Source organism: Pseudomonas sp. P5_A12, assembly GCF_056400685.1.
Genome location: NZ_JBFUKU010000072.1, coordinates 1 through 22562, shown reverse-complemented (window position 1 = coordinate 22562; position 22562 = coordinate 1). Strand labels below are relative to the sequence as shown.

At 59.9% G+C, this 22562-nt stretch carries 14 protein-coding genes; 8 read left to right on the top strand and 6 right to left on the bottom strand.

Annotated features, from left to right (window positions below; all coding sequences use genetic code 11):
- Positions 1-129: 129 nt before the first annotated feature.
- From AC1DSG_RS12680 to AC1DSG_RS12660, 5 genes are all read right to left on the bottom strand, one after another.
- Positions 130-567, bottom strand: coding sequence for a Spy/CpxP family protein refolding chaperone (locus AC1DSG_RS12680; RefSeq protein WP_477791185.1), 438 nt, complete (start codon positions 565-567; stop codon positions 130-132).
- 328 nt (positions 568-895) lie between these two features.
- Positions 896-1573, bottom strand: a complete 678-nt coding sequence (locus AC1DSG_RS12675; RefSeq protein WP_477791184.1) for a response regulator transcription factor — start codon at positions 1571-1573, stop codon at positions 896-898.
- A 7-nt stretch (positions 1574-1580) separates the two neighbouring features.
- Complete coding sequence (locus AC1DSG_RS12670) at positions 1581-2000, bottom strand: SH3 domain-containing protein (protein ID WP_477791183.1); 420 nt, start codon at positions 1998-2000, stop codon at positions 1581-1583.
- Between the two features lie 122 nt (positions 2001-2122).
- On the bottom strand, positions 2123-2422 hold the full coding sequence (locus AC1DSG_RS12665) for a YciI family protein (protein WP_150655059.1): 300 nt from the start codon (positions 2420-2422) through the stop codon (positions 2123-2125).
- A gap of 1 nt (position 2423) precedes the next feature.
- Positions 2424-3020 carry a septation protein A gene (locus tag AC1DSG_RS12660; protein WP_477791182.1) on the bottom strand — a complete coding sequence of 199 codons (597 nt, stop codon included), beginning with the start codon at positions 3018-3020 and terminating at the stop codon, positions 2424-2426.
- Positions 3021-3107: 87 nt separating this feature from the next.
- Here AC1DSG_RS12660 and AC1DSG_RS12655 point away from each other — a divergent pair, with 87 nt between their 5' ends.
- From AC1DSG_RS12655 to AC1DSG_RS12630, 6 genes are all read left to right on the top strand, one after another.
- Positions 3108-3971, top strand: coding sequence for a PHP domain-containing protein (locus tag AC1DSG_RS12655; RefSeq protein ID WP_477791181.1), 864 nt, complete (start codon positions 3108-3110; stop codon positions 3969-3971).
- Between the two features lie 13 nt (positions 3972-3984).
- On the top strand, positions 3985-4614 hold the full coding sequence (locus AC1DSG_RS12650; protein ID WP_477791180.1) for an L-threonylcarbamoyladenylate synthase: 630 nt from the start codon (positions 3985-3987) through the stop codon (positions 4612-4614).
- Between the two features lie 123 nt (positions 4615-4737).
- Positions 4738-5436: a segregation and condensation protein A gene (locus tag AC1DSG_RS12645; protein WP_477791186.1), complete on the top strand. Its 699-nt coding sequence runs from the start codon at positions 4738-4740 to the stop codon at positions 5434-5436.
- 11 nt (positions 5437-5447) lie between these two features.
- Positions 5448-6419, top strand: coding sequence for an SMC-Scp complex subunit ScpB (gene scpB, locus AC1DSG_RS12640; protein ID WP_477791179.1), 972 nt, complete (start codon positions 5448-5450; stop codon positions 6417-6419).
- A 314-nt stretch (positions 6420-6733) separates the two neighbouring features.
- Positions 6734-7951, top strand: a complete 1218-nt coding sequence (rluB, locus tag AC1DSG_RS12635) for a 23S rRNA pseudouridine(2605) synthase RluB (protein ID WP_477791178.1) — start codon at positions 6734-6736, stop codon at positions 7949-7951.
- Between the two features lie 414 nt (positions 7952-8365).
- Positions 8366-9058 carry a response regulator gene (locus AC1DSG_RS12630; RefSeq protein WP_477791177.1) on the top strand — a complete coding sequence of 231 codons (693 nt, stop codon included), beginning with the start codon at positions 8366-8368 and terminating at the stop codon, positions 9056-9058.
- Between the two features lie 63 nt (positions 9059-9121).
- On the opposite strand, the gene AC1DSG_RS12625 is transcribed toward AC1DSG_RS12630, so the two are convergent.
- The gene (locus AC1DSG_RS12625) at positions 9122-10630 is read right to left on the bottom strand and encodes a sensor histidine kinase (RefSeq protein WP_477791176.1); all 1509 of its coding nucleotides are present in this window, start codon (positions 10628-10630) and stop codon (positions 9122-9124) included.
- Between the two features lie 72 nt (positions 10631-10702).
- On the opposite strand from AC1DSG_RS12625, the gene AC1DSG_RS12620 reads away from it, so the two are divergent.
- Both AC1DSG_RS12620 and AC1DSG_RS12615 read left to right on the top strand, forming a co-directional pair.
- Positions 10703-11233, top strand: coding sequence for a hypothetical protein (locus AC1DSG_RS12620; protein ID WP_477791175.1), 531 nt, complete (start codon positions 10703-10705; stop codon positions 11231-11233).
- Between the two features lie 303 nt (positions 11234-11536).
- Positions 11537-22562: peroxidase family protein (locus AC1DSG_RS12615; RefSeq protein ID WP_477791174.1), on the top strand; the 11026-nt coding region annotated here is incomplete at its 3' end.

Genomic DNA, 22562 nt, shown 5'->3' with positions numbered 1-22562 from the left:
CGATAGCGGTGTGTCAGCCAAAGTTATTGTTTACTGACACACCGCTATCGCGAGCAGGCTCGCTCCTACAATTGAACTGAGTGGTATCAGACCCAACGGGGTTGAGCCGCCGGGTCCGGGGTTAGCGCATTATTGCGCTTTTTGCGGTTGTTGCGCTTTCCAGGCCTTGAATTCGGCCCATTCGGCGCGACGCTCAGCCTTTTTCTTCTGGATCTCGTCGAATTGCTTCTGTTGATCCGGTTTCAGCAGGGCACGCACGTCGGCCTCGGCTTTTTTGTGGTTGGCGGCCATTTCGTCTTTCATGGCTTTCTGGTCGGCTGGCGAGAGTTTCTCCAGGTACTTGTCGACCAGTTGCTTACGCTCGTGCATCTGTTCGCCCATGATTTTACGGATCTGCTCGCGCTGTTCGCGGCTCAGGTCCAGCTGGCTGTACGGGCCTTTACCGTGCATGCCGTGCATCTGACCGCCGTGGTGCGAGCCGTCCATCGGGCCGCTGCCTTCAGGCATGGCCATGGCAACGGTCGGCAGGGTGGCAGCGAACATCAGAGCGATAAGAGTCTTGCGCATGGTGAATCTCCTTGTCTCGTTCCCGGTACGTTCCGGATGAGTACAGATTACGCAGGTCAAGGTCAGCGGCGGTCAGTGAAGCGTAAAGCTTGGGTAAAGACGGATTTGTACCCACCTGACAAAACCAACACTTCGCCGATTAATCTGACAAAACATGACCCGCGTAGCAGCTGCCGAGCCTGCGAGGCTGCGTTCGGCGGCGCAGCCGTCGTAAACCCAGAGAGCGCGGTTTACCTGAAAAACCGCAGTGCCTGATTTCTCGACTGCTTCGCAGCCGAACGCAGCCTCGCGGTGCTCGTCAGCTGCTACACAACGGATCGTGTGTGATTCAGAGGCTGTAGTAGTAACCACGGCTACGCAGGGCAACAATGCGCGGGCGGCCGTCAGGGTGCGGGCCGATTTTTTTGCGCAGGTTGCTGACGTGCATGTCCAGGCTGCGGTCGTACAGGGTCAGCTTGCGGCCGAGGGCGATCTGCGCCAGTTCCTGTTTGTCCAGCGGCTCGCCGGGTTGCTTGAGCAGGGCTTCAAGCAAACGGCTTTCGGAGACGGTGAGGGTGAATTCCTGTTCATCGATGCTGACCACGCCACGCACCGGGCTGAAACACAAATCGCCCAGCTCCATCTGGCTGGACACGGCCGCCGGATGGCTGCGGCGCAACACGGCGCGCAGACGGGCCGTCAGTTCCCGTGGGTCGCAGGGCTTGGCCAGGTAATCGTCGGCACCCAGTTCCAGTCCGAGGATGCGGTCCAGTGGCTCGCCGCGCGCCGACAGCATCAATACCGGCAAGTCCGGGTGATCGTTGCGCAATTGCTTGAGCAGTTCCAGACCGCTGCCATCCGGAAGCATCACATCCAGCACCACGGCGGCCGGAGAGGTTTCGGCCAGCGCGCGGCGGGCACTTTGGCCATCGTGGCAAGCACGGACCTGAAAGCCTTCCTGGCTCAACCAACTGCTCAGGAGTTCGCACAGCTCCTGGTCATCATCAATTAGTAACAGCTCGCTCATGAATCACTCAATTTAGCCATTGCTGACGTTTTCTGGTGGCACCACTGGCGAAGATACCGCACAGCAGGGCCGATAGCGCAACTCCTGCTCCAATGACAAACCACTGCTGCTGATCGGTCAGCGGCAACGGCAGTGGCAGCGGGCTGCTGGCCAGCGTTTCCTTGAGTTGCAGCTTTAGGCGCTGATTCTCTTGGCGCAACCGGCTCAGTTGAGCACTTTCGCGTTCGCCAGCGATATTTTGCAGTTGTTTGTTCAGTTCTTCTCGTTGCTGTTCGCTTGCCTTCAAGCGCTGCTGCAACTCGGCAATCTGGCTGCCGGCGCTCAGAGACAACGGCGTCGAATTACCGCCCTCGGCACTATCTTCACCGTGAGCCGGGGCCACCATCGACAACGTCACTAACAATAGACACAACGGACCCTTGCGCATCGCGACTCCTGATTCCAATCGAGTGATTAGGCAGGTTGTCGGCAGGCAAACGAGAATAATGAGCGATTGAGAGCACGATGAACCGACAAGGTTCATCGCGCGGGGGCATTTATGGAGGAAAGTTACGGCAGGACTTGCTTGAACGGCTTGACCGAAACGTTGGCGTAGACGCCTGCGGCGATATACGGATCAGCATCGGCCCAGGTTTGTGCAGCGCTAAGGGAATCGAATTCGGCGACGATCAGGCTGCCGGTGAAACCCGCAGCACCCGGATCATTGCTATCGACTGCCGGGTGCGGGCCGGCCAAAACGATGCGGCCTTCGCCCTTGAGCACTTGCAGGCGCTCAAGGTGGGCAGGTCGCGCGGCCAGTCGGGCTTCCAGGGAGTTGGCGACGTCTGTGGCAATGATTGCGTAAAGCATGTCAGTCCTCGGTTTTTGGCGTGGTGATATCGGCGTCATGCAGGTGGCGGGACAGGTAAATGCCCTGGCCGACCAGGAACAGCAGTGTCATGCCCAGGCTGCCGAAGACTTTGAAGTCGACCCAGTATTCCTGGTAGGTGAACGCGACGAACAGGTTGGCGGCACCGCAAAACAGGAAAAACGCGATCCAGGCGATGTTCAGGCGCGTCCAGACCGGCTCCGGCAGGGTCAGCGCGTGGCCCATGATGCGCTTGATCAACAGGCTGTCACCGATGAAATGGCTGCCGATGAATGCCAGGGCAAACAACCAGTTCACCACCGGCGCTTTCCACTTCAGGAAGGTTTCACTGTGGAATGCCAGGGTCAGGCTACCGAAGACCAGACAGGCGATGAGGGTCAGCCATTGGCTTTTCTCCAGCTTGCGCTGCTTGATGAACAGCGTGCCGTAAACCACCAGGGAGCTGATGATCAGCATCGCGGTGGCGCTGTAGATTCCGCCTACAGTCACCTCGTGACCGGCGATGTCAACGACCCGTGGGTCGAGTTTGAAGACGATGAAAAACAGCAGGAGCGGGATGAAATCGATGAATTGTTTCACAGTGGCAGCCAGAAGCAGGATGTGGCGGCATAATAACAAACATATGGGCGCGCGATAGCGCCAGCTGATTTGAGGTAACAAAGTCCTGTGAATGTTGATTTGCACTGCCATAGCACGGCCTCCGATGGCGCCCTGGCGCCTGCGGTTCTGGTTGCGCGTGCGTTCGAGAAAGGCGTGCGAGTCCTGGCCTTGACCGATCACGACACCCTTGAGGGCCTCGATGAGGCCCGCACAGCCGCGACCGCGCTGGGGATGCAATTGGTCAATGGCGTCGAATTGTCGTGCACCTGGGGCGGCGCGACCATTCACGTATTGGGTTACGGATTTGATGTGACGGCGCCGCCGTTGGTCGAGGCGATTGCCAAATTGCATGATGGCCGTTGGCTACGATCCGAAGAAATCAGCCGCAAGCTGGCATTGAAGGGCATGCCGGGCGCGCTGGACGGTGCCCGGGCCATGCAGCAGGAACTGGGTGACAGCGGCAACGCACCGGCCCGCCCGCACTTCGCCGACTGGATGGTGCGGGAAGGGTATGTAAAGGACCGCGCCGAGGCGTTCCGAAAATGGTTGGGCGCCGGCAAACTGGGTGACGTCAAGCAACACTGGCCGACCCTGGAAGAGACCGTCGAAACCCTGCGTGCCGCCAAGGCCTGGGTCAGTCTGGCGCATCCTTGGCACTACGATTTTACTCGCAGCAAGCGACGTCGCCTGATTTCTGACTATATTCAAGCCGGAGGCCACGCGATTGAGGTGGTCAACGGCCATCAGCCTGCCGAACAAGTGGGCAGCCTGGCGATTCTTGCTCGTGAGTTCGGTCTGCTGGTCAGCGCCGGCAGTGATTTTCATGGCCCTGGAGGCTGGTCCGAGATCGGTGAGTACCGCCCGCTCCCGGAGGATCTGCCACCACTGTGGTGTCGATTCAAACATGACCCAATTATTGCCGCCGTCTGAACAGGTAGAAAATGTGAGTCAATTTTTCCAGATTCATCCGGAAAACCCACAAGCGCGCCTGATCAAACAGGCTGTCGAAATCATTCGCAGCGGCGGGGTGGTGGTATATCCCACCGACTCCTCCTATGCCATCGGTTGCCAGATCGGCGACAAGAATGCCGTGGATCGCGTGCGCCGTTTGCGCGGGCTGGATGACAAACACAACTTCACGCTGATTTGCAGCGACCTGTCGCAACTGGGGTTGTTTGCCAAGATCGATACCGGCACGTTCCGCTTGCTCAAGGCGCACCTGCCGGGGCCGTACACCTTCATTCTCAACGCCACCCGCGAAGTCCCGCGGCTGTTGCTGCACCCGAAGAAGCGCACCATCGGCCTGCGTGTCCCGAGCCATCCGATTGCCCTGGCGCTGCTGGAGCAGCTGGGTGAACCGCTGATGAGCGTGACCCTGATCATGCCCGGCGACATCGACCCGTTGACCGACCCATACGAAATGCGTCAATTGCTTGAGCATCAGGTCGACCTGATCATTGACGGCGGTTTCGGCGGGATCAAGGCGTCCACCGTGATCAATCTCGCCGACGGCGAGCCGGAAGTGATCCGTGCCGGTTGCGGTGACCCTTCGCCGTTCATGGCCGAGGCGTAGATGTCTGCAGTAGAACCCGTGGTCGACAGTCAAGCCGGAGCCCAGCAAGAGCTGCCCTTCGCGATGGTGTATGGGCAGGCGGTATTGGAGATGCCGCTGGACCTGTACATCCCRCCGGATGCACTGGAGGTATTTCTCGAAGCCTTCGAAGGCCCGCTCGACCTGCTTCTGTACCTGATCCGCAAACAGAACATCAACATCCTCGACATTCCGGTGGCGGAAATTACCCGCCAGTACATGGGCTATGTCGAGTTGATGCAGTCGGTGCGCCTGGAGCTGGCCGCGGAGTACCTGGTGATGGCCGCGATGCTGGCCGAGATCAAATCGCGGATGCTGTTGCCGCGTGCCGAAACCATTGAAGACGAAGAAGACGACCCGCGCGCCGAGCTGATCCGCCGCTTGCAGGAATACGAGCGCTTCAAGGCGGCCGCCGAAGGCATCGATGGCTTGAGCCGCGTCGGTCGTGACGTGGTGGTGCCCAGGCTCGATGCCCCGGAAGCCCGGGCGCGCAAGCTGCTGCCGGACGTGCGTCTATCGGAATTGCTGTTGTCCATGGCTGAGGTCCTGCGCCGTGGCGACATGTTCGAAAGCCACCAGGTCAGCCGCGAGGCGCTGTCCACCCGTGAACGCATGAGCGATGTGCTGGAGCGGCTCAAGGGCGGCGGTTTCGTGCCCTTTGTCGAGCTGTTTACTGCTGAAGAAGGACGACTCGGGGTGGTGGTGACCTTTATGGCGATCCTTGAACTGGTCAAGGAGTCCTTGGTTGAGCTGGTGCAGAATGAGCCGTTCGCAGCGATCCACGTGCGGGCCCGAGCCGAATAACGAGTTGAATCATGAACCTGACTGAACCCCGCGAGCTGGCGCCACTGCTTGAAGCCTTTCTGTTGGCCTCGGGAAAACCGCAATCGCTTGAGCGTCTGTTCGAACTGTTCGAAGAGGGCGAGCGGCCGGAGCCGGCGGTCTTCAAGAAAGCGCTGACGATATTGGCCAAGTCCTGCGATGGCCGCGCCTTCGAACTGAAGGAAGTGGCTTCGGGCTACCGCCTGCAAATCCGCGAAAAGTTTTCGCCGTGGGTCGGGCGTTTGTGGGAAGAGCGGCCGCAGCGTTATTCCCGCGCCATGCTGGAAACCATTGCGCTGATTGCCTATCGCCAGCCGATCACCCGGGGCGAGATCGAAGACGTGCGCGGCGTTGCCGTCAACAGTCAGATCGTCAAGACGCTGATGGAGCGTGAGTGGATCCGCATCGTTGGCTATCGCGATGTGCCCGGCAAACCGGCGATGTTCGCGACGACCAAGGCGTTTCTTGATCACTTCAACCTGAAGAATCTCGACGACCTGCCGCCGCTGGCCGAACTGCGCGAGCTGGAGCCGGACCCGGTGCTCGATTTCGACGACGCCCCCGTGCCTGCCAGCCTGCAAGCTTTGGCGGACGCCAGCGCCGAGCCGGAAGAGCCGAAGGAAGAAACCAGTTTCCACACGTTGTTGCTGGAACTGGACACGATGGAAGAGGGGCTCAAGACTGACTTCGATGATCTGTTGCGTGATGGCGGGGTGGCCGGGGCTGAGTCGGAAATCGACAGTGAACTTCAGGCAGAGCCCGAAGCCGCAGCCGAAGAAGAGCCGGAGCCAGAGCTTGAAGACGATGTGCTAGGCGTCGCCGAAGCTCGCGAAAAACTCCTGGCCGCCGTCGCCGCGCTCGAACAACCGAAACCCGAGACCGAGCCTGAGTTGAGCGACGAAGAAGCCGAAGCCCGGGCGCTCTCCGAAGCCATCGAAGCCGAACGCCGCGAATTCGACGACTGACGCATTCCCTCAAACACKGGAGATCCCTGTGGGAGCGGGCTTGCCCGAGATTTCGGTGGATCAGTCGACAATGATGTCGACTGACACTCCCTCATCGCGGGCAAGCCCGCTCCCACAGGGGGTATGTTTTGATGCAAACCGGCACCACCGGCCGGCGGAAAAGCAGGTGACTCTGCGTTCATCAGCTAGTCTCTGATGCGAAATCGCCCACATGAGCGTATGATTCGCGACCCTTTGGCGATCCCTTCGCCGAAGCGCACAGTTTTACATCGCTTCAGGCATAGCCTGAACAGACCACACCGGGAGGTGCCCAGATGAGTATCAACGACCAGAAAGACGACCAGGAAATCGGCCCCGCAGGCGAAAAACTGCAGAAAGTCCTCGCCCGTATCGGCGTCGGCTCGCGCCGTGACGTAGAAGCCTGGATCAGCCACGGCCGCATCAAGGTCAATGGCAAAGACGCCACGCTCGGTCAGCGTGTCGACATGCATGACGCCATCACCATTGATGGCAAGGTGATCAAGCGCGAAGAAGCCGCCGAGTCGGTACGCCGCGTGATTATGTACAACAAGCCCGACGGTGAAATCTGCACCCGTGTCGACCCGGAAGGCCGTCCGACCGTATTCGACAAGATGCCGCGCCCGAAAGAAGGTCGCTGGATCAACATCGGTCGTCTGGACATCAACACCACCGGTTTGCTGATGTTCACCACCGACGGTGAATTGGCCAACCGCCTGATGCACCCTTCCTACGAAATGGACCGTGAATACGCGGTACGTGTGCGTGGCGAAGTCGATGACGAAATGATCGAGCGTCTGAAAGCGGGCGTTGTCCTTGAAGACGGCCCGGCCAAGTTCACCGACATCAAGCAGGCGCCAGGCGGTGAAGGTTTCAACCACTGGTATCACTGCGTGGTGATGGAAGGTCGTAACCGCGAAGTGCGTCGTCTGTGGGAATCCCAAGGCCTGGTGGTCAGCCGTCTGAAGCGTGTGCGTTTCGGACCGGTGTTCCTCAACTCCGACCTGCCGATGGGCCGCTGGCGCGAAATGAGCCAGTACGAAGTCGACATTCTGAGTGCTGAAGTTGGCCTGACGCCGGTGGCAATGCCGCAGATGAACGCCAAGAGCAAAGACAAGCTTGATCGCATGCAGCGTAAATCGTCGCGTCCGATGGGCAAGTCCGAGCGCGTGCGAACGTTGCGTCCAGCGGCCGGTGGCCCAGCTGTCACCGCGCGTGATTCCCGTGAGCCGCAGATCGAAGGCGAGCGTCCGTCCCGTAAGCCAGTAGCGCCACGCGCTGACGGCGAGCGCGGTCCACGCACGCCACGTCCGGCCAATGGTCGCACCGAGCGCGGCGAAGGTCGTGGGACGCCGGTAGCCGATCGCCCAGCAGACACCAAGCGTCCCGCCAAGCCGGCGCCGAAGCGTCCTGGGATCAAGCTGGTCGACGGTAACACGCCGTCGGGCAAGCGCCGTGGCGCACCGGCCGGTTCCGGCCAGCGTCCGGGCTTCGGTCGTCGCAAGCCGGAGTAAGGCAGCGGTAAGCTTCGAACTGCGAGCGAAAAGTAAAAAACGCCAACCTTCGGGTTGGCGTTTTTTTTGAGCAGACCCTATCAAAAGCGCTCGGTGAAACAGGGGCGCTACTGTCTCCACAAGTGGGGCATTACACCCACCCAATTGGGCGTTTACCACCTGATTTGAGGAATATCCCCCACCTAATCCTTCTCTGTTGTTGAAACACTCAGAAATAGCTTGTTATTTCATTTGAATTTTTTCTTCGCGCTATGGCAATGGCTCATTCGTTGCACTCTCCAGGTAGCCGCAAGAGCTGTCGTCTCGAACATCATGGAGACGGCGGGTTGGCCAAATTCGGCATGACGCGAGGGGTGAAAAATGACACGCGAGACACCACCATGCAGCTCCATGGCTTCTTATGAGAAGCTTCTTATGAGTTCCATGATCAAGATTGGCATCGTTGATGATCACCCGCTGTTAAGGGATGGGGTCACAATGGCGCTGAAGAAAATAGCTGACTTTCAGGTGGTCGAGCAGGGTGGGTCTGCCGATGATGCCCTGGAAATTGCCGCTCGTTTTGCTCCGAATGTTTTGCTCATGGATGTCAATATGCCGGGCGATAGCTTTGCCGCCGTGCGAGCGATTTCAGCCTCTTCACCGGCAGTTAAAATTTTGATGCTGACGGTATCCGAGTCCATCGAGGACGCCTATTCCGCCCTCGAAGCGGGCGCGCAGGGATATGCGTTGAAAGGCATAAGCGGTCGTGAGCTTGTACAAGCCATCAGAAATATTGCCGGTGGTGAAACCTTCATTACACCTAAGCTTGCCAGCAAGCTGTTAGGCAATTTCAGAAAGCACGCGGGTGATAAGCAAAAGGTCGAGCTGACCCATCGCGAAGAACAAGTTATCCGGGAGGTATCGAAGGGCCTGACTAACCGCGAGGTTGCTATCAAGCTCGAGCTCTGCGAGAAGACCATCAAGCACTACATGACGAATGTCATGTACAAGCTACGCGTTCGTAACCGGACGCAGGCAGTCGCAGCAGTGAGACGGCATTGGGAGAGTGATCATATACCTGGCTTATGTGGTGCTCTTCAACGCCGCGACTTGAGTGACAACGGTTAGCCAAATAACGAGCCGTAAGCGCTTCCGGTTACTTGAGCGCAACGACTATTTTGGCACGGGTGATCAAATTTTGAACTGCGCCCTGGCTTTGGTTCCGGCGTGGGGTGCCGATTCAATGATGAATATTCCGCCGAGGGATTCGACGCGATAGCGCATCCCGACAAGGCCAAGATGAGTTCTACCTCGCCCCGGCACTCTCGGTTTCTCGGTTGAAATACCCACTCCCGTATCCTCGACTTGCACTTCCAGTAGCCCTTCGAAGTAAGAGGCGCTGAGTTTTTGGCCTTTTCCTCCGGCGTGAATATAGGCATTGTTCAATGCCTCCTGGGCGAAGCGATAAATACAAATTTTATGCGCTATCGGTACATCGTCTGGAAGCGTATCAAGCTCCAGTTCGACGCGCGTCTCGGTTCGCTCTTCGTGCCGCTGAGCAAGCAATACCAGCGCATCGTGCAGGGTCAGATCATTGACTTCCGGAAGTGCCAGGCCGAGTGATATTTCCCGCACTTCGTTTAACGCATCCTCACCGGCACGCCTGATCATTTCGAGGGCTTCCACATCTGAGGCGCCTTGCGAATCTTCGAGCTCTTCAATGCGAAGGAGAATAAGTGACAACAGCTGGGCAGGACCATCATGAAGATCTGCCCCGATCCGACGAAGAGTGAGTTCATTGATTCTGGAGAATTCGTGATTAGCTGTAGTGACTTTTCGCTGAAGAGCGGCGTTGTTTGAGTGCAACTTGGCTTGCTCATGCATTCGCCATTTAAGTGCTGTTTCTTGCTGTTTTATTATTTTATCGCCACGCCGAACGATAAAAAATAACAGCAAAAGCATAGCCATCGTTGCCGCACCAACAATCGCCCATACTTTTTTGCGAACGTTATTGATTTCGCGCTGTAACGCTTCCGCGGTTTCGTAGAACTCACCAACTGCAACAATCTTTCCAGTCCCCGCTTCGCGCAGTGGAGCAAAAATTTCATAGAGCGGAATATTCAGGCTTCGCTCAAAAGCATCCTCAATATCATCCGTCTTATAATCATCAAGATCATTGCCCAGTTCTGTATATATCTTGCCTGTCAGCGCCAGTGAGATCTCCTCTGTCGGAAAATTTTTCTGAACCGTGGATTTGTCGGTGCTGTAGACAATCGTGCCGTCTGGAAGCCAGATTTTCACCGAGACAACATGTGTACTGAACGAGGTGCTCGACAGCAGCTGATCAATGGTCTGAATAGTTTCATCGGGGAGTTCTTTGGCAGTGGTTAATCCTTGGACGAAAGGTTCGAGAAAATTTTGCATAAAACGCGCACCGGTTTCTGCTGCAGTTTGAACCGTTGCATCTTCGATACTCTGGCTAACGAGGTTTCCAACGAACGTCATGGTCAAACCCAGAATTATCGTGGCGCAGATTACGAACTGGGTTGAGCGGCTTAAATGGCGCAATTTTGCACGGGTGCTCTGTCTCCCGGGCACTGCGGCACTGGACGTTTGGTCAGCCTCGGATTCGACCAAGGTCTGATCCGATTCTGTGACCAAGGTCTCAGAATTTGATTGGGCTTTCGTCTCTGTACACATCCGGGTAGCCCCTCAATACTCATTTTTAATGGAGTGTATAGCTAGTGTTTGAAGTTGAAGTCGGGAGGCGCGATGAATAGTTTAAAAAGATGCTCGATCAATTTGGATAATCGCTATTTTTGGAAAGAACAGTTGGGAGTTATTACCAATAGTGTTGCCGCCGATTCGCGCCCTGAACTGTCACTTTACTGTCATACAGGCCGGGATGGAAACGTCTGCACGCCTGGTATTCAAGTCAAACTCAGCTTATTTGAAATTTCTGTTGAGAAAACGCTCCTGTACCCTTTTCAGTACAACAGTACGGGGGTTCTACTCAAACAGAACCAAACCGATGGTTCTAATGATTCCCTGACTCCGCCACCAGGCGTGTGGAATCAATCTCCAATACATACTAGTCAATTCGTAGACGATGCCCAGTTGCTTATGGATAAAAGGCTTGTTGATGAAGCCGCATGGACGCAGAACCGTGCCATCACCCCTCAGGAAGTCCCGGACCATGGCGATCTTCGCGAGCATATTCCGGCCAACGACTCTGATCGCTGGATGCCTGGCATTTGTGACAAGCCCCCCATGCCTGAGAGAGCAATATGGACAAATACATAGAGCCCCGATACGTGACGGGGCCGTTCGTAAGTTGCACCTTCTATTCAATCTGCGTTCATGGGCCGTCGCCTCCCTGAGGCGCAATACCAGCCTGTAAGTACGGTTGTCATGGGGAATTGATCCTCAATTGAGCACTGCTGATTGCACGCGATTCAGCAGGGGCTCGGTGCGGCCGTGGTACCAGGTTCCGTCGTTCGATTTTCGATTTTTATTTATGGGGTTCAGCACTAAACCACACCACGCGTTTGAAGCGGTGTTTTATGCGTGTGGTTTCCTGATCAGTCAAGCATCGAGGAAACAGCCATGGCCAGCTTCATCAAGTCCGATCTCGAGTTCATTCTCGAACAAATTTTCATCGCTGAACGGCATGCGGCAGGCGCGAGTCTGGCTGACATGCTGCCGAACGTAGAAGTACCCTTCGGCCTGCGCACCGTTTCCGGCATCGACAACAACCTGGCCAATCCCCAGTTCGGCGCCGCCGACAACTTCTTCCCGCGCATGACAACGCCGGTATTCAATACCGCGCAGGTCCAGCCGGCCGGCTTCTTCGGCCCCGCAGATCCTGGCGGAACCACACCGACCTCCTACCAGCAGACCAGCGGTTTCGTCTTCGACTCTCAGCCGCGCACCATCAGCAACCTGATCGTGGACCAGACCGCGAACAATCCGGCGGCGGTCGCGGCCGCAGCGGCCAATCCGGATTCACAGGTCGTCACCAGCCCCGGTCTGGATGGCCTGTTCGGCACCGCCGACGACATTTCCGTCTTCCAGATCCCCAATATCACGCCGGACGCGGCTCTGACCGTGCCCTTCAACGCCTGGATGACCTTCTTCGGCCAGTTCTTCGACCACGGTCTCGACCTGGTCACCAAGGGCGGCAGCGGCACGGTGTTCATTCCGCTGCAACCTGACGATCCACTGTTCGTGCCTGGTAGCCCGACCAACTTCATGGTGTTGACGCGCGCCACCAATCTGCCCGGCGCCGATGGCATTCTCGGCACGGCCGACGACATCCACGAACAGCAAAACACCACCTCGCCGTTTGTCGACCAAAACCAGACCTACAGTTCGCATCCCTCGCATCAGGTGTTCCTGCGCGCCTATGAACTCAACGCCGCCGGCGATCCGGTCGCCACCGGCAAGCTGATCACCAATCGTGACCTGGGCGTCGATGGGCATTTCGGTACCGCTGATGACGTCGAAATAGGCGGCATGGCCACCTGGAAAGTGGTCAAGGCACAAGCCCATGATCTGCTCGGCATCAATCTCACTGATGCCGATTTCGACAACGTACCGCTGCTGGCGACCGATGATTACGGCAACTTCATCAAAGGGCCTAATGGCCTCCCCCAAGTCGTGATGATGGGCGCGGATGGCATTGCCGGCACGGCCGATGACGTGCTCGTCGAGGGTAATCTGGCTGCACCCATCAGCCTGACGAACGCCGTGCGCACCGGCCACCAGTTCCTCATCGACATTGCGCACAGCGCCGATCCCACCGGCGGCCTGACGCCTGACGCGGACACCGTCATTGGCGGCCTGCAAGCGCCCGGCACTTACGACAACGAGTTGTTGGATGCGCACTACATCGCCGGCGATGGCCGGGTCAACGAGAACATCGGCCTGACCACAGTGCATTCCATCTTCCACAGCGAGCACAACCGGCTGGTTGACGATACCAAGGCGACGGTGCTGGCCTCCGCCGACCTCGATTTCCTGAACAAGTGGTTGATGCCCGACGCCCAACTGACAGCGCTGCCAGTGACGCCGACCGACATCGCGGGCCTGCACTGGAACGGCGAGCGGTTGTTCCAGGCCGCCAAGTTCGGCACCGAGATGCAGTACCAGCACCTGGTGTTCGAGGAGTTCGCGCGCACCATCCAGCCGCAAGTGGACGCCTTCCTGGCGCCTATGGGTAACGACACCACCATCGATCCGTCGATCGTCGCCGAGTTCGCGCACACGGTCTTTCGCTTCGGCCACTCGATGCTGGTGGAGACGGTCGATCGTTTCGACCCCAACTTCAACGTCGTCGGCGACGGCAATCCGACTGACCCGGGCAATCAACAAACCGGCCTGATCGCGGCCTTCCTCAACCCGCTGGCATTTGCAGCTAGCGGCCCCACCCCTGATCAGGCGGCAGGCGCCATCGTACGCGGCCTGACCCGCCAGGTCGGCAACGAGATCGACGAGTTCGTGACCGACGCGGTGCGCAACAACCTGGTCGGCCTGCCGCTGGACCTGGCCGCCCTCAATCTGGCGCGCGGCCGCGACACCGGCATCCCGTCGCTGAACGCGGCGCGGCGCGAGTTCTACCACATGACCGGCGACAGCCAGTTGACCCCCTACACGAGTTGGGCCGATTTCGTGCAGCACATGAAGCACCCGGAATCGCTGATCAATTTCATCGCCGCCTACGGCACGCATTCAACCATCACTGGCGCTGTGACGATGGCGGACAAGCGCGCCGCGGCTGCGGATCTCGTGCTCGGCGGCGCCACGGCGCCGGCTGATCGCCTGGACTTCCTGAACAGTACCGGCGCCTGGAGCAGCAATGCCGGTGCGGACGGTATTCTGCACACCGCAGACGACGTGACCATCACCGGCCTGGACAACGTCGACTACTGGATCGGTGGCTTGGCCGAGGAGAAGATGCCCTTTGGCGGCCTGCTGGGTTCGAGCTTCAACTTCGTCTTCGAAACCCAGTTGGAAAACCTGCAGAATGGTGACCGCTTCTACTACCTGGCACGCACTGCGGGACTCAACTTCGGCACTGAACTGGAGAACAATTCGTTCTCCAATCTGGTGATGCTCAACAGCGACGCAATACACCTCCCGGCTAACATCTTCCAGACGCCGGCCTTCATCCTGGAGACCGACCCGACGCACCAGTTCAACGCGAGTGTGGTGGCCGGTCCAGACGGTATCGTCGGCACGGCCGACGATCTGCCAGCCAACGCCGACCCCTTTGGCCCATCGGACCATCCGATTGGCTCACCACGTATTGACCATTTCACGCCGCTGGTGATCCGCGACAACCCCGACACAGTGGGCCCGGATACCAACTACCTGCACTACACCGGCGGCGATACGGTCGTGCTTGGCGGCACAGCCGGCGACGACATCCTCATTGCCGGTGACTCGGATGACGACACCGTCTATGGCGACGCCGGCAACGACCGCCTCGACGGCGGCTACGGCAACGACAACGTCTTTGGCGGTGCTGGCGACGACATCATCACCGACATCGGCGGCAGCGACACCCTGCGCGGCGAGGACGGCAACGACGTCATCCAGGCCGGCAATTCGACCCTCGGCCTCAACAATCTGGTCTTCGGCGGCGCTGGCAAAGACTTCATCATCACCACCGAAGACATCACCATGACCTTCGCCGGCGCGGGCGACGATTTCATCCTCGGCTCCAAGGTCAACCTCGCGCCGACCGGCAACGAAGGCGACGACTGGATCGAGGGTGGCACCCAGGACGGTGCGCCCGGCGATAACATGAGCCCGACATTGTCCGACGATGTGCCCGGCAACGACATCTTCATCGGCACCGGCGGCTTCGATGAAATGATCGGTGAAGGCGGCGACGATACCTTCGTCGCCAGCGATGCCCAGGACAAGATGGACGGCATGTCCGGGTTCGACTGGACCACCTACAAGAACGACAAGTACGGCGTGACCGTCGACATGGTCGTTCCCTTCTTCAGTCCGTACCACGCGGTGCCCGATGCCGCGGGCAATATCGTGGGCGCCGTTGCGCAATCGGCCGACTCGATCTATGACCGGTTCGCGGAAGTGGAGGGCCTGTCGGGGTCGGCCTTCGCCGACTTCCTGCGCGGCGATGAACAAAACGCGGCCATCATCGCCAACGTCACGGCCAGGGGCAGCGTCCTCACCAACTTCGATCTCGTCAGCGGCCTGCGGGCCTTCGTCGGCAGTGCCGGTTTCGGTGCCGACGGTGTCGGGGGGACGGCCGACGATCAGTTCGGCGCGGGCAACATCATCCTCGGCGGCGATGGCAGCGACATCATCGAAGGCCGTGGCGGCAGCGACCTCATCGACGGCGACAGTTGGCTCAACGTGCGCATCAGCGTGCGTCAGAACGTGGATGGCACCGGGCCGGAGATCGCCACCTTCGACAGCATGACGCCGATGATCCCGCTCATGCTCAACGGCACCTACAATCCCGGCCAGCTCGTCGCCGTGCGTGAGATCCTGCCGGGCGTGGGCGGCTTCGACACCGTCAACTTCATGGGCCCGCTGGCGAACTACACAGTCGCCGTCGACGATAACGGCACCCCGCTCAACTTTGCCGACGACATCGTCACCGTGACCGACAATGTCGGCAAGGAAGAAACCGACCGTCTCACCCACATCGAGCGGCTGCAGTTCTCCGATCAGTCCATGGTCCTCGTGCCCGGGCTCAACGCTGAGCCGGTGGGCGCGCTGACGGTGGATAACACCGCACCGACCGTTGGCCAGATACTGACCGTGTCGGCGGCAGGCCTCGCCGATGGCGACAATGCGGGCGGTGCGATCCACAATTCCATCAGTTACGTATGGCAGTTTGAAGCGACACCGGGCTCGGGCGTCTTCGAGGACATCATCCTCGGGCCAGGCCGCATCGGTATCGGCTTTACAAGAGCGGACGCGCCCACTCTCACGGTGACGTCGGATCTTGCCGGCCTGGCAGTGCGCGTCAAAGGCATCTATGCGGACGATCATGGCGTGACCGAGCAGGTATTCTCGGCGCCGACTACGGCAGTAGTGGCCGGGGCGCCGGCCCCTGCACCGGCGCCTTCGCTGATCGATCCGCAGACCACGGCCGCCAGCAACGGTGTGCGTTACACGCAATCGGACCTGGCATTCATCCTTGACCAGATCAAGCTGGCGGAACACCACGCGGCCGGTGAGAACCTGAACTCGCTGCTCCCGAATATACGGATGCCGTTCGGTTTGCGCACGGTCGAAGGGACGGACAACAATCTGCTCCATCCCGAGTTCGGTGCCGCCGATAATGTGTTCCCGCGCCTGACCACGCCGAACTTCCTCTCGGCCGACGCCGGCACGAGCTACACGCAGACCAGCGGCCTGGTGATCGACTCGCAACCGCGCACCATCAGTAACCTGATCGTCGACCAGACCGCCCACAACCCGGCGGCGGTCGCGGCCACCTTCGATCCCGGTCTGGATGGCATCCTCGGCACGGCTGACGATGTCCTCAAGGCCGGTGCGCAGGTGGTTACTGRAACCCGCACCGACGGCACGACGTTCGAGACCTTCTTTGACCCGAACGTGAGCCCCGACGCGGGCCTGACCGCGCCCTTCAACCAATGGATGACTTTCTTCGGCCAGTTTTTCGACCATGGCCTGGACCTCGTCACCAAGGGCGGTTCAGGCACCGTGTTCGTTCCGCTGCAGCCGGATGACCCGCTGTTCGTGCCCGGTAGCCCGACCAACTTCATGGTGTTGACGCGCGCCACCAATCAGCCCGGTCCCGATGGCGTTCTGGGCACGGCCGACGACATCCACGAGAACACCAACACCACCTCGCCGTTTGTCGACCAGAACCAGACCTACAGCTCGCATCCCTCGCACCAGGTGTTCCTGCGTGCCTATGAGCTCAACGCGGCTGGCGATCCGGTGGCCACCGGCAAGTTGATCGAAAATCGTGATCTGGGCGCCGATGGGCATTTCGGTACCGCAGATGACGTCGAGATCGGTGGCATGGCCACCTGGAAGGTGGTCAAGGCGCAAGCCCATGATCTGCTCGGCATCAATCTCACCGATGCCGATTTCGACAACGTGCCATTGCTGGCGACCGACGCCTACGGCAATTTCATCAAGGGTCCGAACGGTTTTCCGCAGGTGGTGATGAAGGGCCTGGACGGCATTGCCGGCACGGCCGACGATGTGCTCGTTGAAGGCAATCCGGCGGCGCCCATCAGCCTGGTCAACGCCGCGCGCACCGGCCATGCTTTCCTCAACGACATCGCGCACACCGCCGTTCCGGTGGACGGCCAGACCGGCGCAGCACTCCTGCCCGATGCGGACAATATCGTTGGTGGTACACCTGCGCCGGGCTTCTACGACAACGAACTGTTGGACGCGCACTACATTGCCGGCGACGGCCGGGTCAACGAGAACATCGGTCTGACCACCGTCCATTCCATCTTCCACCATGAGCACAACCGCTTGGTCGATCACACCATGGCGGTGGTCCTGGCGACAGCGGCAAGCGGCGACGTGTCGTTCCTGAACGAGTGGCTGCTGACACCTGTCACTGCCGTTCCCGTCGACACCTCGACCCTTGACTGGAACGGCGAGCGCCTGTTCCAGACCGCGAAGTTCGGCACCGAGATGCAGTACCAGCACCTGGTGTTCGAAGAGTTCGCGCGCACTATCCAGCCGATGGTCGATCCGTTCTTTGCACCGGGTCAGGTGTACGACACCGCGATCGATCCAAGCATCGTTGCCGAGTTCGCGCACACCGTCTATCGCTTCGGGCACTCGATGCTGCTGGAGCAGGTCGACCGGCTGGATCCGAACTTCGCCTCAAGCGATATCGGGCTGATTCAGGCCTTCCTCAACCCGCTCGAGTTCGCGGGCAGTGGCGCCACTCCGGAGGAGGCGGCCGGTGCCATCGTGCGCGGCGTGACCCGCCAGGTGGGCAACGAGATCGACGAGTTCGTCACTGAAGCCCTGCGCAACAACCTGCTGGGCCTGCCACTCGATCTGCCCGCCATCAACCTGGCGCGCGGCCGCGATACCGGCATTCCGTCCCTGAACGCGGCGCGGCGGGAGTTCTATGCGCCCACCGGCGACGCAGAGCTCAAGCCCTACACGAGCTGGGCCGATTTCGTGCAGCACATGAAGCATCCGGAATCGCTGATCAACTTCATCGCCGCCTACGGCACGCACTCGACCATCACCGGCGCCACCACGCTGGCGGACAAGCGCGCCGCGGCTGCGGACCTGGTGCTCGGCGGCGCGACGGCACCGGCCGACCGTGTCGACTTCCTCAACAGCACGGGTGCCTGGGCCAGCAACGCCGGTGCGGACGGCGTTTTGCACACGGCAGACGATGTGACCATCACCGGCCTGGATGATGTCGACTTCTGGGTTGGCGGGCTGGCCGAGGAGAAGATGCCTTTTGGCGGCATGCTCGGCTCGACCTTCAACTTCGTCTTCGAGAACCAGATGGAGAAACTCCAGGACGGAGACCGTTTCTACTATCTGGAACGCACCGCCTCGATGGACTTTGGCGCTGAGCTGGAGAACAACACGTTCTCCGCTCTGGTGATGGCCAATACCGATGCAACACACCTCTCGGCCAGGGTTTTCCTGACGCCGGCCTACACGCTGGAGGTCAACCAGGCGAACCAGTACAACCCGAGTGTGATTGCCGGTCCCGACGGCATTGTCGGCACCGCCGATGATCTGCCGGCCAACGCCGATCCTTTTGGTCCGTCGGACCACCCGATTGGCTCACCACGCACTGACTTCCTCACACCGCTGGTGATCCGCGACAACCCCAACACGGTAGGGCCGGATAGCAACTACCTGCACTACACCGGCGCCGACACGGTCGTATTGGGCGGTACGGCGGGCAACGACATTCTCATTGCCGGCGACTCGGACGACGACACGGTCTATGGCGATGCCGGTAACGATCGGATCGATGGCGGCTACGGCAACGACCAACTCTTTGGCGGTACCGGTGACGACATCATCACGGACATGGGCGGCGACGACGTCATCCACGGCGAGGACGGCAACGACGTCATCCAGGGCGGCAACGGCCTCAACCTGATCCTCGGCCAGGCCGGTCAGGACTTCATCGTCACCGGCGAGGACGCGGCCGACACCAGCGGCGGCCTGGGCAACGACTTCATCCTCGGCAGCAAGGCGAACGAATTCGCGCGCGGTGGCGAAGGTGACGACTGGATCCAGGGTGGATCCGCCGATGGCGTCGCAGGCGACAACTTCGACCCATTCGGAAACGATCCGATCAATGGCAACGACGTCTTCATGGGCGATGGCGGACCGGACAACTTCGATGGGGAGGGCGGTGATGACATCATGATCGGCAGCCCCAGCGAGGCGGACCGTTTCATCGGGTTCTCCGGTTACGACTGGGCGACCTACAAGGACGATCCGGCCGGCGTGACCATCGGCCTCAACACCAGGCTGCGCTTCTTCGATCAGCCGGCGGTGCCTGGCTCCACCGCGTCGATCCTTGCCCGGCTGGACCTGGTGGAAGGGCTGTCGGGATCGGCCCACGCCGATTTCCTCAGCGGCGATGACTCCACTGCCGACGTGCTCGCCATCGCTGGCGCCAAGGGCAGCGTGCTCACCAACTTCGACCTCATCAGCGGTCTGCGGGACTTCGTCGGCAGCGCCGGCAACGGCGCGGATGGCATCGCCGGCACTGCCGACGATAAGTTCGACGGGGGCAACATCATCCTGGGTGGCGACGGCAGCGACGTCCTCGAAGGCCGTGGCGGCGATGACCTCATTGACGGCGACAAGTGGCTCAACGTGCGCATCAGTGTGCGGCAGAACATCGATGGCACCGGGCCGGAAATCGCCACGTTCGACAGCTTGACACCGCTGGTTCCGCTCATGTTGAACGGCACCTATAACCCCGGCCAACTCCAGATCGTCCGTGAAATCCTGACGGCTGCCGGTCCCGACTTCGACACGGCGCTGTTCTCCGGCAATCTGGCGGATTACACCGTGGTCGAAAACGTCAACGGCACCGTTACGGTCACCGACAGTGTCGCTGGCAGGGACGGGACCGACACCCTCAGCAATATCGAGCGGTTGCAGTTCTCCGATCAAGCGGTCGTGCTCGGCGGTTTGAACTCGGCGCCAGTCGGGGTGCTGAGGATCGACGATGCCACGCCCGCCGTAGGCCAGGTGCTGACGGTCTCGGCGGCAGACATCACGGATGCTGACAATACTGCGACAGGCGGCGCGATCGCCGGCCCCATCAGTTTCTTCTGGCAGTTCGAAGCGCGCCCGGGCTCGGGAGTCTTCGAAGACATCACCTTCTTTGCCGCCGGAGAGGTCGCGCGCGCGGAGGGTACGATCGTCACGGTGGGCTCGGAACTCAGGGTCCCACCACCGGCGACGCTCATCGGCGCTGTGCCGGCTATTCCTGAACTCGTCGTGGCAGCCGGGCTGGCGCTGCGCGTCAGGGCGGTCTACATGGACGCCAATGGCGTGCTGGAGGAGGTGTTCTCGGCGCCGACCGCACCGATCACGGCGGCCGGTACCGGTACCGTCAATGTCCTGCCGGTTGGAACGGTGCTGATCAGCGATACGACCCCGACGCCAGGCTCGGCCTTGACCGCCACAGATGCGTTCATCGACGCCAACGGGACCACGACCTCGGTGATTACCCATCAGTGGCAGGTGGGGAGCGGTGCGATCTTTACCGACATCGCCGGCGCGACGGGCACGGCCTTCACGCCCGACCCGACGCAGTCCGGTCAGCAACTGCGTGTCGTCGCGAGTTACACCGATGATCTCGGCACACTTGAGCGAGTCACCTCTGCCGCAACGACAGTGGTCGGTGATCTGTTCGTCGGTACCGCCGGTGTCGACATTTGGACCGGCACGGCAGGCGACGACGTGGCCAGCGGAGGTGATGGCAACGACATCCTGAACGGCCTGGGTGGCAACGACTTCCTGAATGGTGAGGACGGCAACGACGCCCTCCTCGGTGGGATCGGCACTGATGTCATGAACGGCGGCGCCGGGAATGACCTCTACGAGGTGACAGAGGTCGGCGATGTGGTGATCGAGGGCATCGGAGGCGGTGTTGACAGCGTCTCGACATCCTTGAACAGTTTCACCTTGGGCGAAAACATCGAGAATATGTTCTTTGGTGGTATCGGTGACTTCACGGCGGTCGGCAATCAGCTGGATAACTTTATTGCGGGGGGAGCCGGGAATGACACCCTCGTTGGTGGTGCGGGTGCTGACATCCTCGTTGGTGGTGCGGGTGCTGACATCCTCCTTGGTGGTGCGGGTGCTGACACGCTGGTCGGCGGCGCTGGGAATGACCTCTTCGAGGTGACAGATGCCGGCGATGTAGTGATCGAGGGCATCGGAGGCGGTGTTGACAGCGTCTCGACTTCCTTGAACAGTTACACCTTGGGCGAAAACATCGAGAATGTGTTCTTTGGTGGTATCGGCAACTTCACGGCGGTCGGCAATCAGCTGGGTAACTTTATTGCGGGGGGAGCCGGGAATGACACCCTCGATGGTGGTGCGGGTGCTGACATCCTGATTGGTAGTGCGGGTGCTGACACGCTGATCGGCGGCGCCGGGAATGACCTCTTCGAGGTGACAGATGCCGGCGATGTAGTGATCGAGGGCGTCGGAGGCGGTGTTGACAGCGTCTCGACATCCTTGAGCAATTACACCTTGGGCGCAAACGTCGAGAATGTATTCTTTGGTGGTATCGGCGACTTCACGGCGGTCGGCAATCAGCTGGATAACTTTATTGCCGGGGGGGGCGGGAATGACCTCCTCCTTGGAGGTGCGGGTTCTGACACGCTGATCGGCGGCGCCGGGAATGACATCTTCGAGGTGACAGAAGCCGGCGATGTAGTGATTGAGGGCATAGGAGGCGGTGTTGACAGCGTCTCGACATCCTTGAGCAATTACACCTTGGGCGCAAACGTCGAGAATGTGTTCTTTGGCGGTACCGGCAACTTCACGGCGGTCGGCAATCAGCTGGATAACGTGATGGTGGGGAGGGCCGGGAATGACATTCTCATTGGTGGTGCGGGTGCTGACACGCTAATCGGCGGCGCCGGGAATGACATCTTCGAGGTGACAGATGCCGGCGATGTAGTGATCGAGGGCATCGGAGGTGGCGTTGACAGCGTCTCGACATCCCTGAACAGTTACACCTTGGGCGAAAACGTCGAGAATGTGTTCTTTGGCGGTAACGGCAACTTCACGGCGGTCGGCAATCAGCTGGATAACACGATTGTGGGGGGAGCCGGAAATGACGTCATCATCGGTGGGTTCGGTAACGACCTGATGAACGGCGGCTTCGCCGGCAACGATACGTTCGTGTTTGCTGCCGCGGGTTTCGGCAACGATACGATCCTGAACTTCGGAGCCAATCCGGCCGGAGTGCAGGACTTGCTCAATATCACGGGGCTGGGGATCAACAGCGCTACGTTCGCTGCCAACGTGACCATAACGGCTGACGGGGCGAACACAGTGGTAGAGATCGGGGCGGACACGATTCACCTTGTTGGTGTCAGCAGTGCGGCTGTTGATCAGACGGACTTCATTC